Origin of the sequence: Anatilimnocola aggregata (genome assembly GCF_007747655.1) — a bacterium.
In the GTDB taxonomy this organism is placed as follows: domain Bacteria; phylum Planctomycetota; class Planctomycetia; order Pirellulales; family Pirellulaceae; genus Anatilimnocola; species Anatilimnocola aggregata.
The window spans coordinates 1,227,496-1,243,801 of the sequence record NZ_CP036274.1; the positions used below are offsets into that span (position 1 = coordinate 1,227,496).

The 16,306-nt window shown below is 58.0% G+C and carries 10 protein-coding genes; 7 read left to right on the top strand and 3 right to left on the bottom strand.

Going from position 1 to position 16,306, the window contains the following annotated elements:
- Positions 1-519: 519 nt before the first annotated feature.
- The 5 genes from ETAA8_RS04735 to ETAA8_RS04755 all read left to right on the top strand — a co-directional run bounded on the left by ETAA8_RS04735 (position 520) and on the right by ETAA8_RS04755 (position 7,430).
- Positions 520-2,916 carry a hypothetical protein gene (locus ETAA8_RS04735; RefSeq protein ID WP_145085624.1) on the top strand — a complete coding sequence of 799 codons (2,397 nt, stop codon included), beginning with the start codon at positions 520-522 and terminating at the stop codon, positions 2,914-2,916.
- A 190-nt stretch (positions 2,917-3,106) separates the two neighbouring features.
- Positions 3,107-3,598 carry a GNAT family N-acetyltransferase gene (locus ETAA8_RS04740; protein ID WP_145085628.1) on the top strand — a complete coding sequence of 164 codons (492 nt, stop codon included), beginning with the start codon at positions 3,107-3,109 and terminating at the stop codon, positions 3,596-3,598.
- A 329-nt stretch (positions 3,599-3,927) separates the two neighbouring features.
- Complete coding sequence (locus tag ETAA8_RS04745; RefSeq protein WP_145085631.1) at positions 3,928-5,178, top strand: DUF6807 family protein; 1,251 nt, start codon at positions 3,928-3,930, stop codon at positions 5,176-5,178.
- Between the two features lie 55 nt (positions 5,179-5,233).
- Complete coding sequence (locus ETAA8_RS04750; RefSeq protein WP_145085634.1) at positions 5,234-6,199, top strand: 3'-5' exoribonuclease YhaM family protein; 966 nt, start codon at positions 5,234-5,236, stop codon at positions 6,197-6,199.
- Positions 6,200-6,485: 286 nt separating this feature from the next.
- On the top strand, positions 6,486-7,430 hold the full coding sequence (locus tag ETAA8_RS04755; protein WP_145085637.1) for a hypothetical protein: 945 nt from the start codon (positions 6,486-6,488) through the stop codon (positions 7,428-7,430).
- Between the two features lie 33 nt (positions 7,431-7,463).
- Here ETAA8_RS04755 and ETAA8_RS04760 read toward each other — a convergent pair whose 3' ends face one another.
- Positions 7,464-8,894, bottom strand: coding sequence for a magnesium chelatase (locus ETAA8_RS04760; RefSeq protein WP_145085639.1), 1,431 nt, complete (start codon positions 8,892-8,894; stop codon positions 7,464-7,466).
- Between the two features lie 196 nt (positions 8,895-9,090).
- On the opposite strand from ETAA8_RS04760, the gene ETAA8_RS04765 reads away from it, so the two are divergent.
- Positions 9,091-9,900 carry a hypothetical protein gene (locus ETAA8_RS04765; RefSeq protein WP_145085642.1) on the top strand — a complete coding sequence of 270 codons (810 nt, stop codon included), beginning with the start codon at positions 9,091-9,093 and terminating at the stop codon, positions 9,898-9,900.
- 590 nt (positions 9,901-10,490) lie between these two features.
- Complete coding sequence (locus ETAA8_RS04770; RefSeq protein ID WP_145085645.1) at positions 10,491-13,505, top strand: vitamin B12-dependent ribonucleotide reductase; 3,015 nt, start codon at positions 10,491-10,493, stop codon at positions 13,503-13,505.
- Between the two features lie 105 nt (positions 13,506-13,610).
- On the opposite strand, the gene ETAA8_RS04775 is transcribed toward ETAA8_RS04770, so the two are convergent.
- Complete coding sequence (locus tag ETAA8_RS04775) at positions 13,611-14,891, bottom strand: tetratricopeptide repeat protein (protein ID WP_145085648.1); 1,281 nt, start codon at positions 14,889-14,891, stop codon at positions 13,611-13,613.
- Positions 14,888-16,228 (bottom strand): ATP-binding protein, encoded by a 1,341-nt coding sequence (locus ETAA8_RS04780; protein WP_145085651.1) that lies wholly within the window; start codon positions 16,226-16,228, stop codon positions 14,888-14,890. The genes ETAA8_RS04775 and ETAA8_RS04780 overlap by 4 nt, the downstream gene beginning before the upstream one ends.
- Between the last annotated feature and the right edge of the window lie 78 nt (positions 16,229-16,306).

Genomic DNA, 16,306 nt, shown 5'->3' on the forward strand with positions numbered 1-16,306 from the left:
TGGCCGCGCCGCAAACGACAAACTCACTTACGAAGCGCGCTGTCAGCATCCATGCCAACCCGCTCATTCGCGGTCCGCAAGCCTTCGAGGCCGAAGCCCGGAAGGCCACCATGCGGACGCCGCAAGTCTGTCGCGATCTACGTGATTCGTGCTCAGTCAACAAGAGCAATCTGGCTCGTTGCCAACCGATTTTTCTTCGCCAGTGCGACTGACGTGGCGGGAGAATAGGCCATGCGGAAAAGAGGGTCAAGGTCGATTTTTGAGGTTCACTTTTGCGAACCAGAATTTTCGGAACTCTGCCGCGAATTCCCACATCCAAATGCCTCCGTCATTCGTTTCAACCCTTAGAGGCTGTCCGCACGCCCCCGAAGCGGATCGACTCGCAGTTTTCCGCACTCCAAGTAAGTGTTGCGACCGCGGGGCTTTACGTTTACTGTAGATCATGGTGAGCCATTGCCCCCTCTGGTTGGGGCTGCCTGAATTTCTGCGACTACCTGCGAACTGCTGAAAGTGCCACTCATGGCCGATCCCTTCAATCCCTATGCTGAATGGCTGGAACTGCCGAGGGATCTGGCTGAACCGAATCACTATCAACTGCTGGGACTCGAAGCGTTTGAAAGCGATCCCGCGCGGATTGCCAAGGCCGCTGAAACGGCGATGAACAAAGTTCGCAGCTTTCGCCCGGGCGCGAATGCCCGCGCCTGGTCGAAACTGCTCGATGAGTTGCTGCTGGCGAAAGGAAAACTTCTTGATGGCGATCGGAAACGCGAATACGACGAAGAACTGAAAGAACTGGGGACTGCCGAGCCGCCCGAAAAAGATGCGCTCGACTCGCTTCCCCCGATGACGACCAGTGCGGCACCGCCGACCGGTGAGAAGCGAAAGTTCAACCCGATGTTCCCACCCGGCATGGGGCCCAACGTCGGCCTCACGGGGCCCGAGAGTTCGCCCGCTGAATCGCCGCCGCCAGCAACCAGCAAGCCAGTCGAGCGGCCAGCAGCGGCCAACCTGAATCCTCCTGCTGCGGCACCCAAGCCGGCAGCGTCTGCACCTGCGCCAAAACCAGCGGCCCCTGCGCCGGCGAGTGCACCACCCAGTTATCAACCGCCGACTGCTCCTGCACCCAGCGCGCAGCCAGCCCCCGTTGCGCAGGCCGTGCCGGCGGCTGCCTGGAATTCATCAGCGGCACAGGCTCCTGCGGCAGTACAGCAGGGGTATGGTGGTCAGCCAGCGCCGCTGCAGCACAATCCCCTGCAACCGGCGATGGGACAGCAGCCCATGATGCAGCCCGGCTATGCTCAGCCGATACAGCAGGGACCGATGCAGAATCCCATGGCTGCGCCGGTCTATCCGCAGGCGATGCAACCGGGCAACTATCAACCGGGCATGCCGGCCTACGGCATGCCTCAGCAACCCTATCAACAACCGACGCAGTCGTATCAGCAGCCCACTTACGACTACGCACAACAACCGTATGCCCAGCCTGTAGCACCCTACGCGCAGCCGCAGTCTCCGTATGGTCAACCGCAGTCGCAATATGGTCAACCGCAGTCGCAATATGGTCAACCGCAGTCGCAATATGGTCAGCCCCAATATCCGGCGAACCAATACGGTGGCATGCCATACGCTCAGCCAGCTGTGCCGATGGCGATGCCCACGGCAGAACCACCGCTGGCCGGTTATGGAGCGCACGGCGGCTACGGCGCAGCGGCACCTTCTTACGATCCAATGGCACCTGTCGCGATGCCGGTGGCGGTTCCCGCAACTCCAGCCCCTGCAGTACCCGCGGCCATTCCCACGGGCAAAGCGGTCGCTGCGCCGGTTCGTCCGGTGACTGCGGCGACTGAGCAGCCGCGCAATCCGATGACGAGCCCCATTCCCACGGCAACTGGCGCTGGCCCCCTGTCGGCACCCGCGAGTTCGCCTGCGAACTCGGCTTACTCGGCCAGCCTCGCAGCGGCTGGTCAACAGAATTCGTCGGACAAGATGGTGTTCTGGGGAGCCGCAGTCGCGGTGGTGATGCTCGTCGGTGCAGTTGGTTTTGCCATCGTGCAGGCTAACCGCCGGAGTGCCGAAGCGGAGTTGGCCGAAAATCCAGCTCCCGACGTTACGCCGATCACACCGGCCGTTACGCCGAAAGTCGAGCCACCCAAAATCAAGCAACCCGCGATTGTGACGCCACCGCCAGTCGTCATGCCTCCGGTGGTCAAACCACCAGAACCACCTGAGGTGAAGAAACCAGTTCCGGAGCCAGCAATGCCGGCTCCCATGCCCAAGCCCCCCGAGCCGAAGCCGGAACCGACACCCATGCCGATTCCGACTCCTCCGCCGCCGATGCCGCCACCACCGACAGAAACCAAGCTGACACCGGTCGAGGCAGCCAGTTTAGCGAAGGCGATGACGACCGTTCGCGATGCGCTGTCCGAACGTAATTTTGAAGAGGCGGAGAAGCAACTGGAAATTGCCAAGCAATTGGCACGATCGCCCGAACAAAAGGCCATGCTCAATCGCTTGAAAGTCTTGAGCGAATACGTCAAACAGTTCGAACGGTCGATCAAGACGCTGATGGCTGACCCGAACTTTGACGCTGGTGCCGAACTGCTGATTGGTTCGAGCACGCGCGTGGTGGTGGTCGAGCGGTCTCCCGAGACGCTCGTGATTCGCATTAATGGCATGAATAAGAGTTACTCGCTCAACAGCCTACCTGAAGGGCTGGCGATGGCACTCATTAACAAACGGCTGGATGCGAACGATCCCGTTTCGAAATTGGTGAAGGGCGCGTATTACGCTGTGTCCAAAAACCGAAGTAGCGACACGGACACCAAGGCCAAAGACCTGTGGGCCGAAGCCACGCGCGAGGGAGCAGATGCGGCCGACCTGCCCCAAGTGTTGACCGACAAGTATGAATTCCAATAAGCATCTTGCGTTTCATAACTTCCCGGAACGAGTCGTTGGGTAGCTGTGTTCTGCAGTTCGTTGACCTCGCGTTTCTGGGGTATGCCGCGGTCGATTCGCGGGCTGTTCCCAACCTGCAGAACACAGTCGAAACGGGTTCCAGGCGGCAAACCCCAGGCACCCAGTGCCGCTGAAATCGGGAAGTTATTAAATGCTTGATGCTAAGTCGCATGGTGGTGCGGTTCGCATCGAGATCGTCAACGATCCTGCCGCGGAACTGCGCGAAGCGGTCAACGTCGAACTTCGAACATTCAACCGGGAGCAAAATCCCGCCTGGTATGCCGCCCGCGCGGCTACCGAGAACGATGCTCAGCCCCTCCACATCTTTGCCTTCAGTCCGGGCGGCCAGGTCTGCGGCGGCCTGTTTGCCGAGACACAGTTCCACTGGCTGAAGATATCGATTCTCGCCGTAAACTCTGCCCTGCGCGGGCATGGCATCGGCACTCGCCTGGTGCAGCAGGCTGAAGCGACCGCACTCGCCCGCGGTTGCCGATACGCTTATCTCGATACGATGGAATACCAGGCTCCGATTTTCTATCAGCGGCTTGGCTATCAAATTGCCGGCACACTTCCCGATTGGGATTCGCACGGGCATGCGAAGTTCTTCCTGACGAAGAAGCTGGCTTCGATGATGCTGGTCTAGATGATGCCTCATCGCGCGAGACCGATGTGACAACGCGGCATACAGACCGCAAATCGGGGGGTGTTCAATTAAGGGTTCCTTAATTGAACAGCAGATAGCGCAACTCTCGGGTTTGGCTGGGGGGTAGTGTTCAACAATAGGGGGCTATGTTGAACATTTACGACAAAAATAACGTCGCGATTTCCTCGCGGTCGCTGCTGCCGGTCAGGCCTGCTTGTTCGTCCAGCGCGCCTAGCCTCGCCTGCGGCAGTTGGCTATGCTGGGCGGTTCGCCTCAGCGCTTAGACTGTCGCTGAGAAACTCCCTTTCCCGCCTGATGAGTGCTCTGTTATGCGTAGTCTCCTTTCGCTGTTCTTGCTTCCTGTACTGTGCACGGCCTCGCTGGCTGCTGCCGAAACCTTCAGCCCCGAGTTTGAAGTAGCGGCGGGTAACGTCGACCGCACCGGCCAGCCGATTCGCGTTCCCGTCGTCCTGCCCGCTGCCTTCAAAGCGGCCGACGCCACGCTGACGATCAATGGCCAGAAGATTCCGGCTCAAGTGACGCAGCCTTCGTTGCTCTCGAAGCCCGCGGCTGCTCCGACTGGTGGACAGAACGCGGAACTGGTCTTCATCGCTCCTGCCTTCAAAGCGGGCGATACGCTGAAGGGGACCGCGACCATCAGCACTGCTACCAGCATTGAAAAGCCCGTGACGGAGTGGAAGGACACGCCCGGCGAATACATGGACCTGATCATGGCGGGCAAGCCGGTGCTGCGCTATATGTACGCCAAGCTCGACGAGACGAACAAAGACACGCGCTCGGCCACGTTCAAGCCTTATCACCATGTGTTCGATCCCGAAGGGAAGCGGCTGATTACCAAAGGCCCCGGCGGCAAGTTCCCGCATCATCGCGGCTTGTATTTCGGCTTCAACCGCATCAGCTATGGCGAGAAGCAAACCGCTGACACGTGGCACTGCAACAACGGCGAGTTTCAATCGCACGAGAAGGTGCTGGCCAGTGAAGCGGGACCGGTGCTAGGCCGGCACACAGTGCAAGTCGATTGGCACGGCAAAGATGGCAAGGCGTTTGCGCAAGAGACTCGCGAGATGACGGCTTACAACACGGCGGGCGGCACGCTGATTGAATTCGCTACGCGGCTCGATTCTCTGGCTGGCCCGGTGAAACTGGATGGCGACCCGCAGCACGCGGGCTTTCAGTTCCGCGCCACACAAGAAGTGCCCGACAAGACCGCTGCCCAGACGTATTATCTGCGTCCCGATGGCAAGGGGGATGCAGGCAAGTTCCGCAATTGGCCTGCCGACAAGGCGCACGTCGATTTGCCTTGGAACGCCCTGTCGATCGTGCTCGACGATCAGCGGTACACCATCGGCATGCTTGACCGCCCGCAGAATCCAAAAGAGGCCCGCTTCAGCGAGCGCGACTACGGCCGCTTTGGTTCGTATTTCGAATACGAAATCGATGCGCAGAAGTCGCTGGAACTGAACTATCGCGTGTGGGTGCAAAAGGGAGAAATGACCGTCGCGGAAGTGACTCGCCTCGACGACGCTTTCGTTTATCCGGCTGAAGTGAAAGTGAAGTAGTCGATTGTATTCTCGCTGTCACCCTGTTCCTTTGGCTTCTAGTTAAAAGTTCCCCATGCCGCGACGCTTCATCAATCAGTTGGCCGAACGCGATCAAATCAACGAGGTCTTCCTGATTGCTGACAAGCAGTTGCGGGCGAATCGACAGGGGAACTTGTACTTGCAACTTCGGCTGGCAGATAAATCGGGCCAGCTGACGGGAATGCTGTGGAACGCAACCGAGGCCACGGCGAACCTGATTGAAAGTGGTCAGTACGCGCGAATTCACGGCACCATGCAGCTGTACAACAATCAGCTGCAAATGATTGTGACGAAGGTCGAGCGCGTGCCGAGCGAGCAGATCGACGAAGCGGACTTCGCGACGCTACAAACGGCCGATGTCGATCGACTGGCCAAACGCCTGGTTGAAATGCTGCGTGAAGTGCGCAACGTACACCTCCGCAGTCTGGCCGAGAGTTTTCTGGTCGATGAAGCGTTCATGACCAAGTTCACCACGGCTCCGGCAGGAGTGAAGAATCATCACGCCTTTCGTGGCGGCCTGCTCGAACACGTCGTCAGCTTGATGGAGCTGTGCTCGTCGGTTGCGCCGCACTATGCCGAGCTCGACCCCGACCTGCTGCGGATGGGGGCGTTCCTGCACGATGCGGGGAAGATCGACGAACTCACCTACGAGAAGGAACTAGGCTACAGCGACGAAGGTCAGCTGATCGGCCACGTGGTGATGGCTGTCGGCATGGTCGCCGAAAAGTCACTGGAAGCGGCCAAGCTTTCCGGCGAGGCCTTCCCGCGCGAACTCCTCCTGCGTCTGCAGCACATGATCGTCAGCCATCATGGCGAGTACGCCTTCGGCAGTCCGAAGCTGCCAATGACCCTGGAGGCAATGGCGCTGCATTATCTGGACAATCTCGATGCCAAGATGCACGCCGTGAAACAACTGCTGCAAGAAGACAGCGGCAGCGAAAGCCATTGGACCAGTTATAACGCGCCCCTTTCGCGTAAGTTCTTTAAGGGTACGCGTTAAGGATTCCGCAACGTCCAGCATTAGGGCCGCTGCCAGCAGTCCAGCAGGGGCAATCTCTTCTGTCTCAGTAAGCGCGCACCAGTAGCGCCTGTGGCCAGCCTATTTCATCAAGCGTAGGCTCGAGAAAAATGTTACGCGATTCTTGGCAACTGCGGGAAATCCGTCGCGATAACTGTCTAGCTTCCTGACGAACCCATCGCGTGATCTGGTTTAAGTCGGCCTGCAATCTGGTCGGCCGGCGAACTTGGCTCCGCGGTTTCACCCAACTTAGACGCGAGACCCCAACATGCCCAGTTCACAACGCACCGCCTTTGAGGCCGCTGCTTTCAAAAAAGATTGGAAAGTTGCTTACAACAACTTTCGCATCCTCAGCATGAGCGAAATGTGCAAAGGCCTTCATGCTCTGGGCAAGTTTACTCGCGAAGCATTCTGGAATGAACGACACGACAATTTGAACTTCCAAGTGGAACTGGAACGCTGGGAATACGCCTATACCGTCGTACGTTTCCACACCCTTCCCGCGAACCCTCCCAACTCGGGGCAGGAGCAGGAAGCCAAGGACTTTTTGAAGGGGATTTTAAAGAAGCCCGTCTCGACGATCGAGAAAAACTTGGGCTACTCCATGCAGGCGGTCAACTACACGCTGACCAAGAACAATATCAAAGGGGCAAACTGGGACTTTTATACCCCCGCCACGAAGTCCAACTCGTACGAATACTATGCCCGCAAGGCCGCGGCCGAGACGGACCCGAAGGAAAAGGCGAAGCTGCAAGCCCTCGCCGACAGCCACAAAAACGCGACCGACATTTGCGTGTACGACAAAACACGCCCCGACAGCGATGCCGAGTTTGCGACTCAGGCCAAGACAAAGGCGATGACGGTTCTCGATGAATACCGCATTATCGCCGCCAATGCCAAGAAGAATGGCTGCGGCAATTGCGGCGAAAATTCCATTGTCGCCTTCATGTTTTTGTACGACATGGGAGTTCGCCCCATCGAACGTGTCGCCGCTTTCGAAGATCATGCGTTCGTGATCATTGGCCGGGCCAATGTGAAAATCAACGATTACGCCAATTGGGGCCCCCATGCCGTCCTCTGCGATCCTTGGGCGCAGGGATTTCGCAGTGGCCAGCCGGGCTCGGGAACTTACTCCGGTGCTCGTTACGTGGAGGTTATGGGGACGTTGCTGAGCAGTGTCAAGATTCGCCCCGACTTCTATCGAGCGTCGTAGGCTGGAGAGTTGTCCACGAACGCCTGAACGGGTTCACTCGATCTCATATCGAATATGCCCGTGCTGCTGCGAGCGGCTAATACGGTCGAGCGAGTAGAGTCCGGCGAGGACGAACTCAACGCACGAAGCGCGGACGGCCGGATCGCTGGCGGCGTTCACTTCAAAGGCCTTATCCCAAACTGGCGGCACACGTTTGAGTCGATCGGCATAGTGCGCCGAAGGAAGCATATCGCCCACTTCGATCTTTACCCCTTTGCCAAAGATTTCGGCAATCTCTTGCAGTCCATGCTCTTCGACGTATTGATTGAAGACGTTGCGAATCGCTTCAGCAATCACGGCATCGAGTACCTGTCGTTCCGACATTTGATGGCTTCCCATCATGTCGAGTTCCAGTTTGCCCAGCGACGATGAATAGAGATGCCCCAGGTCGCTGATTCGCGGCACGGCGGGCTTCTCACCCAGCAGTACCGATCGTTGCCTGGCGGAAGCGATCATGGTGCCGTAATTGGCGATGCTGAACCGCGCGCTCACCCCCGATTGCTGGTCGATGTACTTGCTCTTGCGAGCCTGAATGGTGATCTGTTCGATCAGTTCCTTCATGAAGTACGGCACAACCACTGGGTAATCGCCGCCCAGATCGACCTTGGCCTCTTGCTCGAGAATCTTGATTCCCAAGTCGCGCTCGCGCGGATAGTGCGTGTGGATAACACTGCCGATCCGGTCCTTCAACTGCGGAATCACCTTGCCGCTGCGGTTGTAGGTCGACGGGTTCGCACTGAACAGGATCAGCACGTCGATTTCGAAGCGGACGGGAAAGCCGCGAATCTGCACATCGCGTTCTTCGAGAATATTGAACAGGCCGACCTGCACCAGCTCATCGAGTTCCGGCAATTCGTTCATCGCGAAAATGCCGCGATGCATCCGCGGAATGAGCCCGAAGTGCAGCGCCTCTTCGGTCGACATGCTCACACCCGAGGCGAGCTTCGAGGGATCGATTTCGCCGATGATGTCGGCAAACTTCGTTCCCGGTGAAAGACGCTCGGCGTAGCGATCTTCGCGCTTCCACCATTTGATCGGAGTTTCTGCCGGCGAATGCTCGGCCAGGAAGCGTTTAGCGACCGTGGTAACGGGCGAGCAAGGATCTTCGTGCAAAGGGACGCCGGGAATATCGAGGTACGGAACTTCCTCGTCGAGAAAACGGACCAATGTGCGCATCAACCGGCTCTTGCCTTGCCCCTTTTCGCCGAGGAAGAGCATGTCGTGACTGGCGAGTAGGGCAATGTTCACTTCGGGAACAACGGTATCTTCGTAGCCCACGATGCCAGGAAACAGATCCTCGCCGCTGGCGAGTGCTTTCAGGAAATTGTCGTGCAGTTCGCGTTTGACCGGTTTCGAAACCCAGCCACTTTCGCGCAGTTGTTGCAGATTGGCGGGACGATGGTGGGTTGGACTGGCCTCTGTCATCAGGATTCTCGCTGGAGCGATGGTGCTTTGGTTCGTTCTGGTAGTGATCGCATTATACGGGGGCGGCCAAGGGGCAAGGGTTGGAGCAGAATCAGCGCAGTCGCTGTTATCTGTTGCGGGTAACCACGGTTGAAGCATTGCCTCGATGCATCGCCGGCAGAAACAAATCGCAACCGTTCACATAGGAGTGCTTGAAATGAAGCGCAACGGACTGCACTTGAAGCTGCAAGCCTGGCGAGTCGAAGGAGAGAAGTTAGCGGGGTCGCTGACGCAATTAGCCCAGCGAGCATCGGTCTATCGGCACATTTATCGGGCTTCGGGTGGGAATCACATTTTCCCACTCATCGCAGCGCACGGTGCGTTGTGGGCCCGGGGCTACTTTCGCTGGGCCCTCGATCTGGGGCAGAAGCTCGCCTGGCAGTATGCGTTCCAACCAGAGCTAAAGGCCAGCCAGCTCGCCTCGCTGGACAGTTTCGCTAACGCGTTTCGCGATATCAATCGCCGCGTCTGTGCCGACACGTACGCCAATTTTCATTTCACCGCCGAACATGGCGAAGAGGCCGCCGCGACCGACCTCGTTCCGCTCGACTTACTGCAATCGCTGAATAAAGTGCATGCCGCCCAGCGCACCGGGCGAGTGCTCACGGATGCGGAAAAACAGGAGATCTTTACCGCTCATTTTTTGTATGAACAGGAACATGTGGTCGGCCCCAGCCTGCAAGCCGCGGTGGACGCCTTCGATTGGCCAGCTGCCAAATTCATCGCCCTCCGACCGGTGATTCATTTTGCCTACTTTCCCGAGCGGACTTCGTATTGGTTTCGGAACTTTGCCGACCGCTCAGAGCGCATCAGCCGCGGGCAGCAAGCCTTTCAACTGGCCGCCGCAGCAGGCTTTCCAAGGGTCGAGGCCGCCCTGCGTAAGTACGAAATGCTCCCCGAGGCCTTCTTTGCGCAACCCAGCGAATACTTCGCCTCGCTCCGGCAACAAGTGCTGGGAGTTGCCTGAGACTCAGTGCTCGAACGGCAATTTCCAGTTGCCAGAGTGTCTTGCTCGCGGGGAGCATCGAAAAGTGAAAGTAGGGAAGCTCGGAGGGGCTGGCAGCTGGCACTAACTTGCCAGCAAAGATTTGGCGAAGAGAATTTGAAAAATTAGCGCCTCAAAAACGCGCCCAGCTCAAATCCACGAGGTAATCCCGAACCTCATTGCTGAGAATGACTTGCGTCACACTTGTTGAAACGGGAGTCTTTTCGTTCAACCCGTTCATCCAACCCCAAGTCTTGTGCTGGCAATGACCTGCGAGCACAAGACTATCATCGATTGACGCTTCGCGCAAGATTCGTAAACTGCCTTTCAGCCACTAATAGTTGTGGCTGCACACGTAACACCTACAATGGATGGTATGGGGCTCGGTTTCATACCCGCGCCAGGTCACTTTTCTTTTGACCCAGCTTTGGAAGGCAATTCTTGGCAAGTTACGCGTGTCTGGCGGACGATCAGTAACAATGGCTACCATACTGTACACCTGTTTAGTAGCATGAGGCTGGCGTCCCTATTCCGGGATGCCTCTTTTTCGTTTTCAGCAAGGAGCTGATTGAATGGCGACCGTGTCTTCCCCCCGTTCCCGTGCGCAGTCCAAAGTTTCAAATCGTGCGAGCAATGCGCGCGACCTGTCGCAAGGCCTGCAGGTGCAGCCCTTATTCTGCCCCACCAGTGCCGTCGATCCGTTCGATACGGTGAAGTGGACGCACCGGAGTGCGCAGATCAAGGACGAGAGCGGCAAGCTGATGTTCGAGCAGAAGGACGTCGAGATTCCAGAGAACTGGACTCAGCTCGCGACCAACGTCATCGTCAGCAAGTACTTCTACGGCGAGAACGGCACTGCGGAACGGGAAAACAGCGTTCGCCAACTGATCAATCGCGTTACGCGCACAATCGCCGACTGGGGCATCGCCGACGGCTACTTCGCCTCGCCCGAAGATGGCGAGAACTTCTATCGCGAATTGACCTGGCTCTGCTTGCACCAGCACGGGGCCTTCAACTCGCCCGTGTGGTTCAACGTCGGTTTACACCACATGTACGGTGTGACCGGTTCCAAGTGCAATTGGCGCTGGAACACCGAGACGATGGATGTCGAACAGCCTGAAAATCCCTACGAATATCCACAGGGCTCGGCGTGCTTCATTCAAAGCGTCGACGACAATATGGAAGCGATCATGCGTCTCGCCACCAGCGAGGCCATGCTCTTCAAGTTCGGCAGCGGGACCGGCACCGATCTTTCGACCCTCCGCTCACATCGCGAAAAGCTCTCGGGAGGCGGCAAGCCCTCCGGTCCTTTGTCGTTCATGCGAGTCTATGACCAAATCGCAGCGGTCGTGAAGAGCGGCGGCAAGACTCGCCGCGCGGCGAAGATGCAATCGCTGAAGGTCTGGCATCCAGACATTCTCGAATTCATCGAGTGCAAGTGGAAGGAAGAGCAAAAGGCTCACTGCCTCATCGAGAAGGGCGGCTATGAATCGAACTTCAATGGCGAAGCATACAGCAGCATTCTGTTTCAGAACGCCAACCTCTCGGTCCGCTTGACCGACGAGTTCATGCACGCCATCGAGCAGGATCAAGTCTGGCAGACCCACTGGGTCACCGACCAGAAGACGGAAGGGCCTTCGTGGCCAGCCAAACAACTCCTCACGCGGATGGCCGAATGCGCCTGGCAGTGCGGCGATCCTGGTGTGCAGTACGACACCACGATCAACCGTTGGCACACCTGCCCGAATAGCGGCCGAATCAACGCGAGCAATCCTTGCTCGGAATACATGTTCCTCGATGACACGGCCTGCAACCTGGCCAGCATCAACCTGATGAAGTTCCGCCATCCCGATGGTTCGTTCGACGTCGAGCGTTTCCAGACTGCTTGCCGGATCTACTTCATCGCTCAGGAAATCCTCGTCGATCACGCCAGCTATCCGACTGCGGACATCGCACGCAACAGCCATGCGTTCCGCCCGCTGGGCCTGGGTTACTCCAATCTTGGCAGCCTGATCATGAGCGAAGGGCATGCTTACGATTCCGAAGCAGGTTATGGCCTGTGCGGCGCGATCACCGCGTTGTTGCACGGATCTGCTAACCTGGCCAGCGCCGAAATGGCGGCTGTGATGGGCCCGTTCGATGGCTACGCAATCAATCGAGAACCGATGTTGCGGGTCATGCAAATGCACCGCGACGCCGTCGAGAACATCAACGATGCCGGCCCGCAGAACCTGAAAGAAGCGGCCCGTCAGACTTGGGACGACGTCCTCGCCCTCGGTCGCAAGGTTGGCTTCCGCAATGCTCAGGCCACGGTTCTCGCGCCGACTGGCACTATCAGCTTCATGATGGACTGCGATACTACCGGCATCGAGCCGGACATCGCGCTAGTGAAGTACAAGCAACTCGCTGGTGGCGGCATGCTGAAGATTCTCAATAACACCGTGCCCCTCGCCTTGAACAAGCTGGGCTATGACGATACCCAGATCAAGGCGATCTGCGAGTACATCGACAAGCAAGACACCATCGAAGGGGCCCCGCAACTGCAAGACGATCACCTCTCGGTGTTCGACTGTGCCTTCAAGCCCGCCAGTGGCGTGCGCAGCATCAATTGGAAGGCCCACGTCCGCATGATGGCCGCCGCTCAGCCCTTCCTGAGTGGTGCGATCAGCAAGACGGTGAACATGCCAACCGATGTCACGCCGCAAGACATTGCCGATGCGTACTTCTGGGGTTGGCAGCTCGACCTGAAGGCCCTCGCGATCTATCGTGATGGTTCGAAGCAGAGCCAACCACTCAACACCTCAAGCAGCGAAAAGAAGGAAGCGATCGTCGAGAAGATCGTCTATCAGCCTCGTCGCGAACGATTGCCCGACACCCGTGCTTCGATCACGCACAAGTTCAACGTCGGCGGTCACGAAGGCTACATCAACGTCGGCCAGTTCCCCGATGGCCGCCCTGGTGAGCTGTTCATCACGATGGCGAAAGAGGGGAGCACCGTTGGCGGCATGATGGACGCCTTCGGCACTTCGATTTCGATCGCACTCCAGTACGGCGTGCCGCTCGAAGCACTGGTCAACAAGTTCTCGCACATGCGGTTCGAACCGATGGGTCACACGACCAATCCGGACATTCGCATTGCCAAGAGCGTGGTCGACTACATCTTCCGCTGGATGGGAATGCAGTTCCTGGCCGGCTTCCGTGAGGCGAGCCGCGGTGATTACTCCGGCAAGAGCGAGGGTGACGAGACCAAGGCCATTGCTCCTGCTGCACCGGCCGCTGTTGTCACTGCCACCGCCACACCGGCCGTGAAGTCGGTTGCACCTCCTGCTCCGTCGGCCAAAGTGGCCGAAAAGAACGGCGCTAACGGCAATCATCCCCCTGCAGCCAGGCCGAAGATCGATATCGAGATGCTGGAGCGGGCTGGGTTGTCGATGAAGGTCGATGGCAATGGCCCGGCGACGCGCAACGAACAGTTCGCCCGCTTCCAACTCGATGCACCCAGCTGCGACAACTGCGGCTCGATCACGGTGCGTAATGGCAACTGCTACCTGTGCCACAACTGCGGCAACAGCATGGGCTGTTCGTAAGCAACTTTGTTCCGGCAGACGACGAAGTGAAAATGCCCGAGACTCAATGTCTCGGGCATCTTTCTGCGCAGATGAAATCAGGCCGCGGAAGAATTGCTTCGCCGCTTATTTTTTCACTTCCACCGTGGCCAGGTAGTTCGCCAGAAACTGCGAAGCGATGATGCCGAGAGGAAACAACCCTTGAACGCTGGAGACCAGGTCAGAGAGGGGCTTGTTGTTCAGCCCAACGACAAGACTATCGGGGATCATCATCGCGAGGCCGAGCAGCAAGAGTCCGCCCGTACACGCAAACATTGTGTTGCGCGGCCAGCCGGCTTCAATCAAATAGATGGCAGAGACCGGCAGTGAAAGCAGGCCAAAGACCAGGGCAGAAAGCAAAGGAACTGGATGCCCCGTGACGAAGAAGGCGACCAGGCTGACAATCGCAATCAGCAGCGTCGTGCCCAGCAGATTCGCCCCTTTTCGCTGATCAACAGAGAGAGCGTGCCGGCCGAAGCGATCGAGCCGCAGCATTAAGTTGAACAGGGGATAGGCCAGCCAAGACATCACAGCAAAACTGATCAGCACAGCCAGGATCGGCCAGACGAATGGAGCGAAGTCCGGATTGTTTCTGGCGAATTGGCCAAGGAAACGCTGGGCCAGGAAGATGCCAATCACAATTCCCCAGCGCGCTTGCGAGGGCAATCTCGCCATCCAAAGGAAATATTGCAGCATGCCGCGATAGACAAAGTTGCGTGCCTTGAGGGCTTCGATGATGCCCGCGCGGGCGAGTTCCATATCGGGGTCGAGCCTGAGCGTCTCACGAAAGTGCTCCGCAGCCTTGAGTGGTTCATTCGCATGCAAGCTGGCCCAACCTTGATTGGCGTGAATCCAGGGATCGTCGGGATTGTGACGCAGCGCGTCTTGAACGGTTTGCGCAGCGCCCGCTCGATCGCCCAGCATCGTCAGGGCCTGCGCGCGAACATTCAGACAGACGAGATTCTCGGGATCAATTGCCAGACCGGCATCGGCGGCTTGAACTGCCTCGCGCCAGCGCTCGAGTTGGGTGAAGATCGACGCCTTCAGGCCGAACAGATCAGCGTCATGCGGTTCGATTTGCAAGGCTGCATCGGCCGCCTTCTCGGCTTCCGGATAACGGCGTCGTTGCAGCAGCACCGCGGCGAGCATGCGATAGCCGATTGATTCGTCGGGAGCCAGATGAATGGCGTGCGCAGCCTGCTGCTGCGCTTCGTCGTAATGCTCCAGGTTCAGATGGCATTGCGACATCAGCGCATGCGCAACTGCATCGTCGGCGTTCTGGCCGAGATGCAATTGCAACTCGCCAAGGGCCTGCGCGTAGCGATTCTGTTCGATGAGCACGAGGGCCCGAGATAAGTGCGGCGTCATTGCAGCTTCATGTATTTGAGGACGTCATCGTAGAGACCGCCTTGGTTGGCGTAGAGCGCGTGATTGCGTGCGGTAGAAAACCATTCCTTGGTCGTCGAACGTTGCTTGGGTGCCGCGGCCAGCAGATCGGCCGTTGTCAGTGGTTTTGGCATTCCAGCTTTCAAAGCCTCTTGCAATTTCGCTTCGATGGCCAGATCGACGACTGCTTTCAAATCAGCACCGGAGAACTGTTCACACTTCTTGGCGATGGACAGGAAGTCGATCCGGTCGCAAGGCTTGCCCCGCAGCAGGATTTCGAGGATCGCAGCGCGGGCGGCGAGATCAGGTGGCGGTACGAAAAGGATGCGATCGAAGCGACCCGGGCGGCGAAAAGCGGGATCGATATGCCAAGGAGAATTAGTCGCCGCGAGAATCAACACACCTTCATTCGTGGCATCGATGCCATCCATTTCGGAAAGAAACTGGTTGGTCAGTTGGCGGCCAGCCGAGTGCTTGAGATCGCTGCGACGGGCACCGAGTGCGTCGACTTCATCAAAGAAGAGGACGCACGGTTTGTTGTCACGTGCATTGGCGAATACTTCGTGCAGGTTGCGCTCGCTGCTGCCAATCCACATTTCGAGCACATCGTTGATGCCGACCGAAAGAAACCCGGCAGAAATCTCTCCGGCCGTTGCGCGAGCCAGATGAGTCTTGCCGCAACCTGGCGGGCCGTACATCAAAATCCCGCCCCCGATGGGCTTGCCATACGCGCGATACAAGTCGGGATGATTGAGCGGGTGAATGATCTTTAGTCGAATCTCTTCCTTAAGTGCATCCATGCCGCCGACATCCTGAAACTTCACCTGTGGGCGTTCGATCGGCACGTTGCCTCCGCCGCCCGTCGGTTCGGCCATCTCACGCAGTCGACCTTCGACCACTTCGGATTCTTCAAAGCCGGGACCGATACCCAACTTCTCGTCGAGGTCTTCCTCGCGAAGTGAGGCATCTTCTTCGATGGCCAATTTGTACTGGGCAACCGCGTTGGGAATATCCCCCTGACGAAACATCAGCCGGGCATACAACACCCGAGCTTGGGGCGGGCAGGAATTTCCCTTGAGCATGTCCTCGACGATGACGAGCGCAGCGCTGGTCTTCTGCTGTTCGAGAAAACAGCGAGCCAGCCCCAATCGAGATTCAGTATTGTGCGGCTCGCGTGCAAGCAGTTCTTTGTATTCAGTCTCGGCTTCACTCATGCGCCCCGCTTGCAGCAAACTGTCGGCGAGATGCCGGCGCAAGGGAAGATTATCGGGCGAGAGTTTGAGCGCTTCACGAAGTGCGGCAAAAGGATCAGCGGGCATAAAAGAGAACTCGACCAGAGAATTTGCAGTCGGGATGTGCTTTAGGATATCAAGTTCGGGGGGAGATGTGGCATCGAT

What these genes read in the sequence shown, in the direction of transcription:
- ETAA8_RS04735 (WP_145085624.1), top strand. Translation starts at nt 520, where the DNA reads ATGGCCGATCCCTTCAATCCCTATGCTGAATGGCTGGAACTGCCGAGG.
- ETAA8_RS04740 (WP_145085628.1), top strand. Translation starts at nt 3,107, where the DNA reads ATGCTTGATGCTAAGTCGCATGGTGGTGCGGTTCGCATCGAGATCGTC.
- ETAA8_RS04745 (WP_145085631.1), top strand. Translation starts at nt 3,928, where the DNA reads ATGCGTAGTCTCCTTTCGCTGTTCTTGCTTCCTGTACTGTGCACGGCC.
- ETAA8_RS04750 (WP_145085634.1), top strand. Translation starts at nt 5,234, where the DNA reads ATGCCGCGACGCTTCATCAATCAGTTGGCCGAACGCGATCAAATCAAC.
- ETAA8_RS04755 (WP_145085637.1), top strand. Translation starts at nt 6,486, where the DNA reads ATGCCCAGTTCACAACGCACCGCCTTTGAGGCCGCTGCTTTCAAAAAA.
- ETAA8_RS04760 (WP_145085639.1), bottom strand. Translation starts at nt 8,894, where the DNA reads ATGACAGAGGCCAGTCCAACCCACCATCGTCCCGCCAATCTGCAACAA.
- ETAA8_RS04765 (WP_145085642.1), top strand. Translation starts at nt 9,091, where the DNA reads ATGAAGCGCAACGGACTGCACTTGAAGCTGCAAGCCTGGCGAGTCGAA.
- ETAA8_RS04770 (WP_145085645.1), top strand. Translation starts at nt 10,491, where the DNA reads ATGGCGACCGTGTCTTCCCCCCGTTCCCGTGCGCAGTCCAAAGTTTCA.
- ETAA8_RS04775 (WP_145085648.1), bottom strand. Translation starts at nt 14,891, where the DNA reads ATGACGCCGCACTTATCTCGGGCCCTCGTGCTCATCGAACAGAATCGC.
- ETAA8_RS04780 (WP_145085651.1), bottom strand. Translation starts at nt 16,228, where the DNA reads ATGCCCGCTGATCCTTTTGCCGCACTTCGTGAAGCGCTCAAACTCTCG.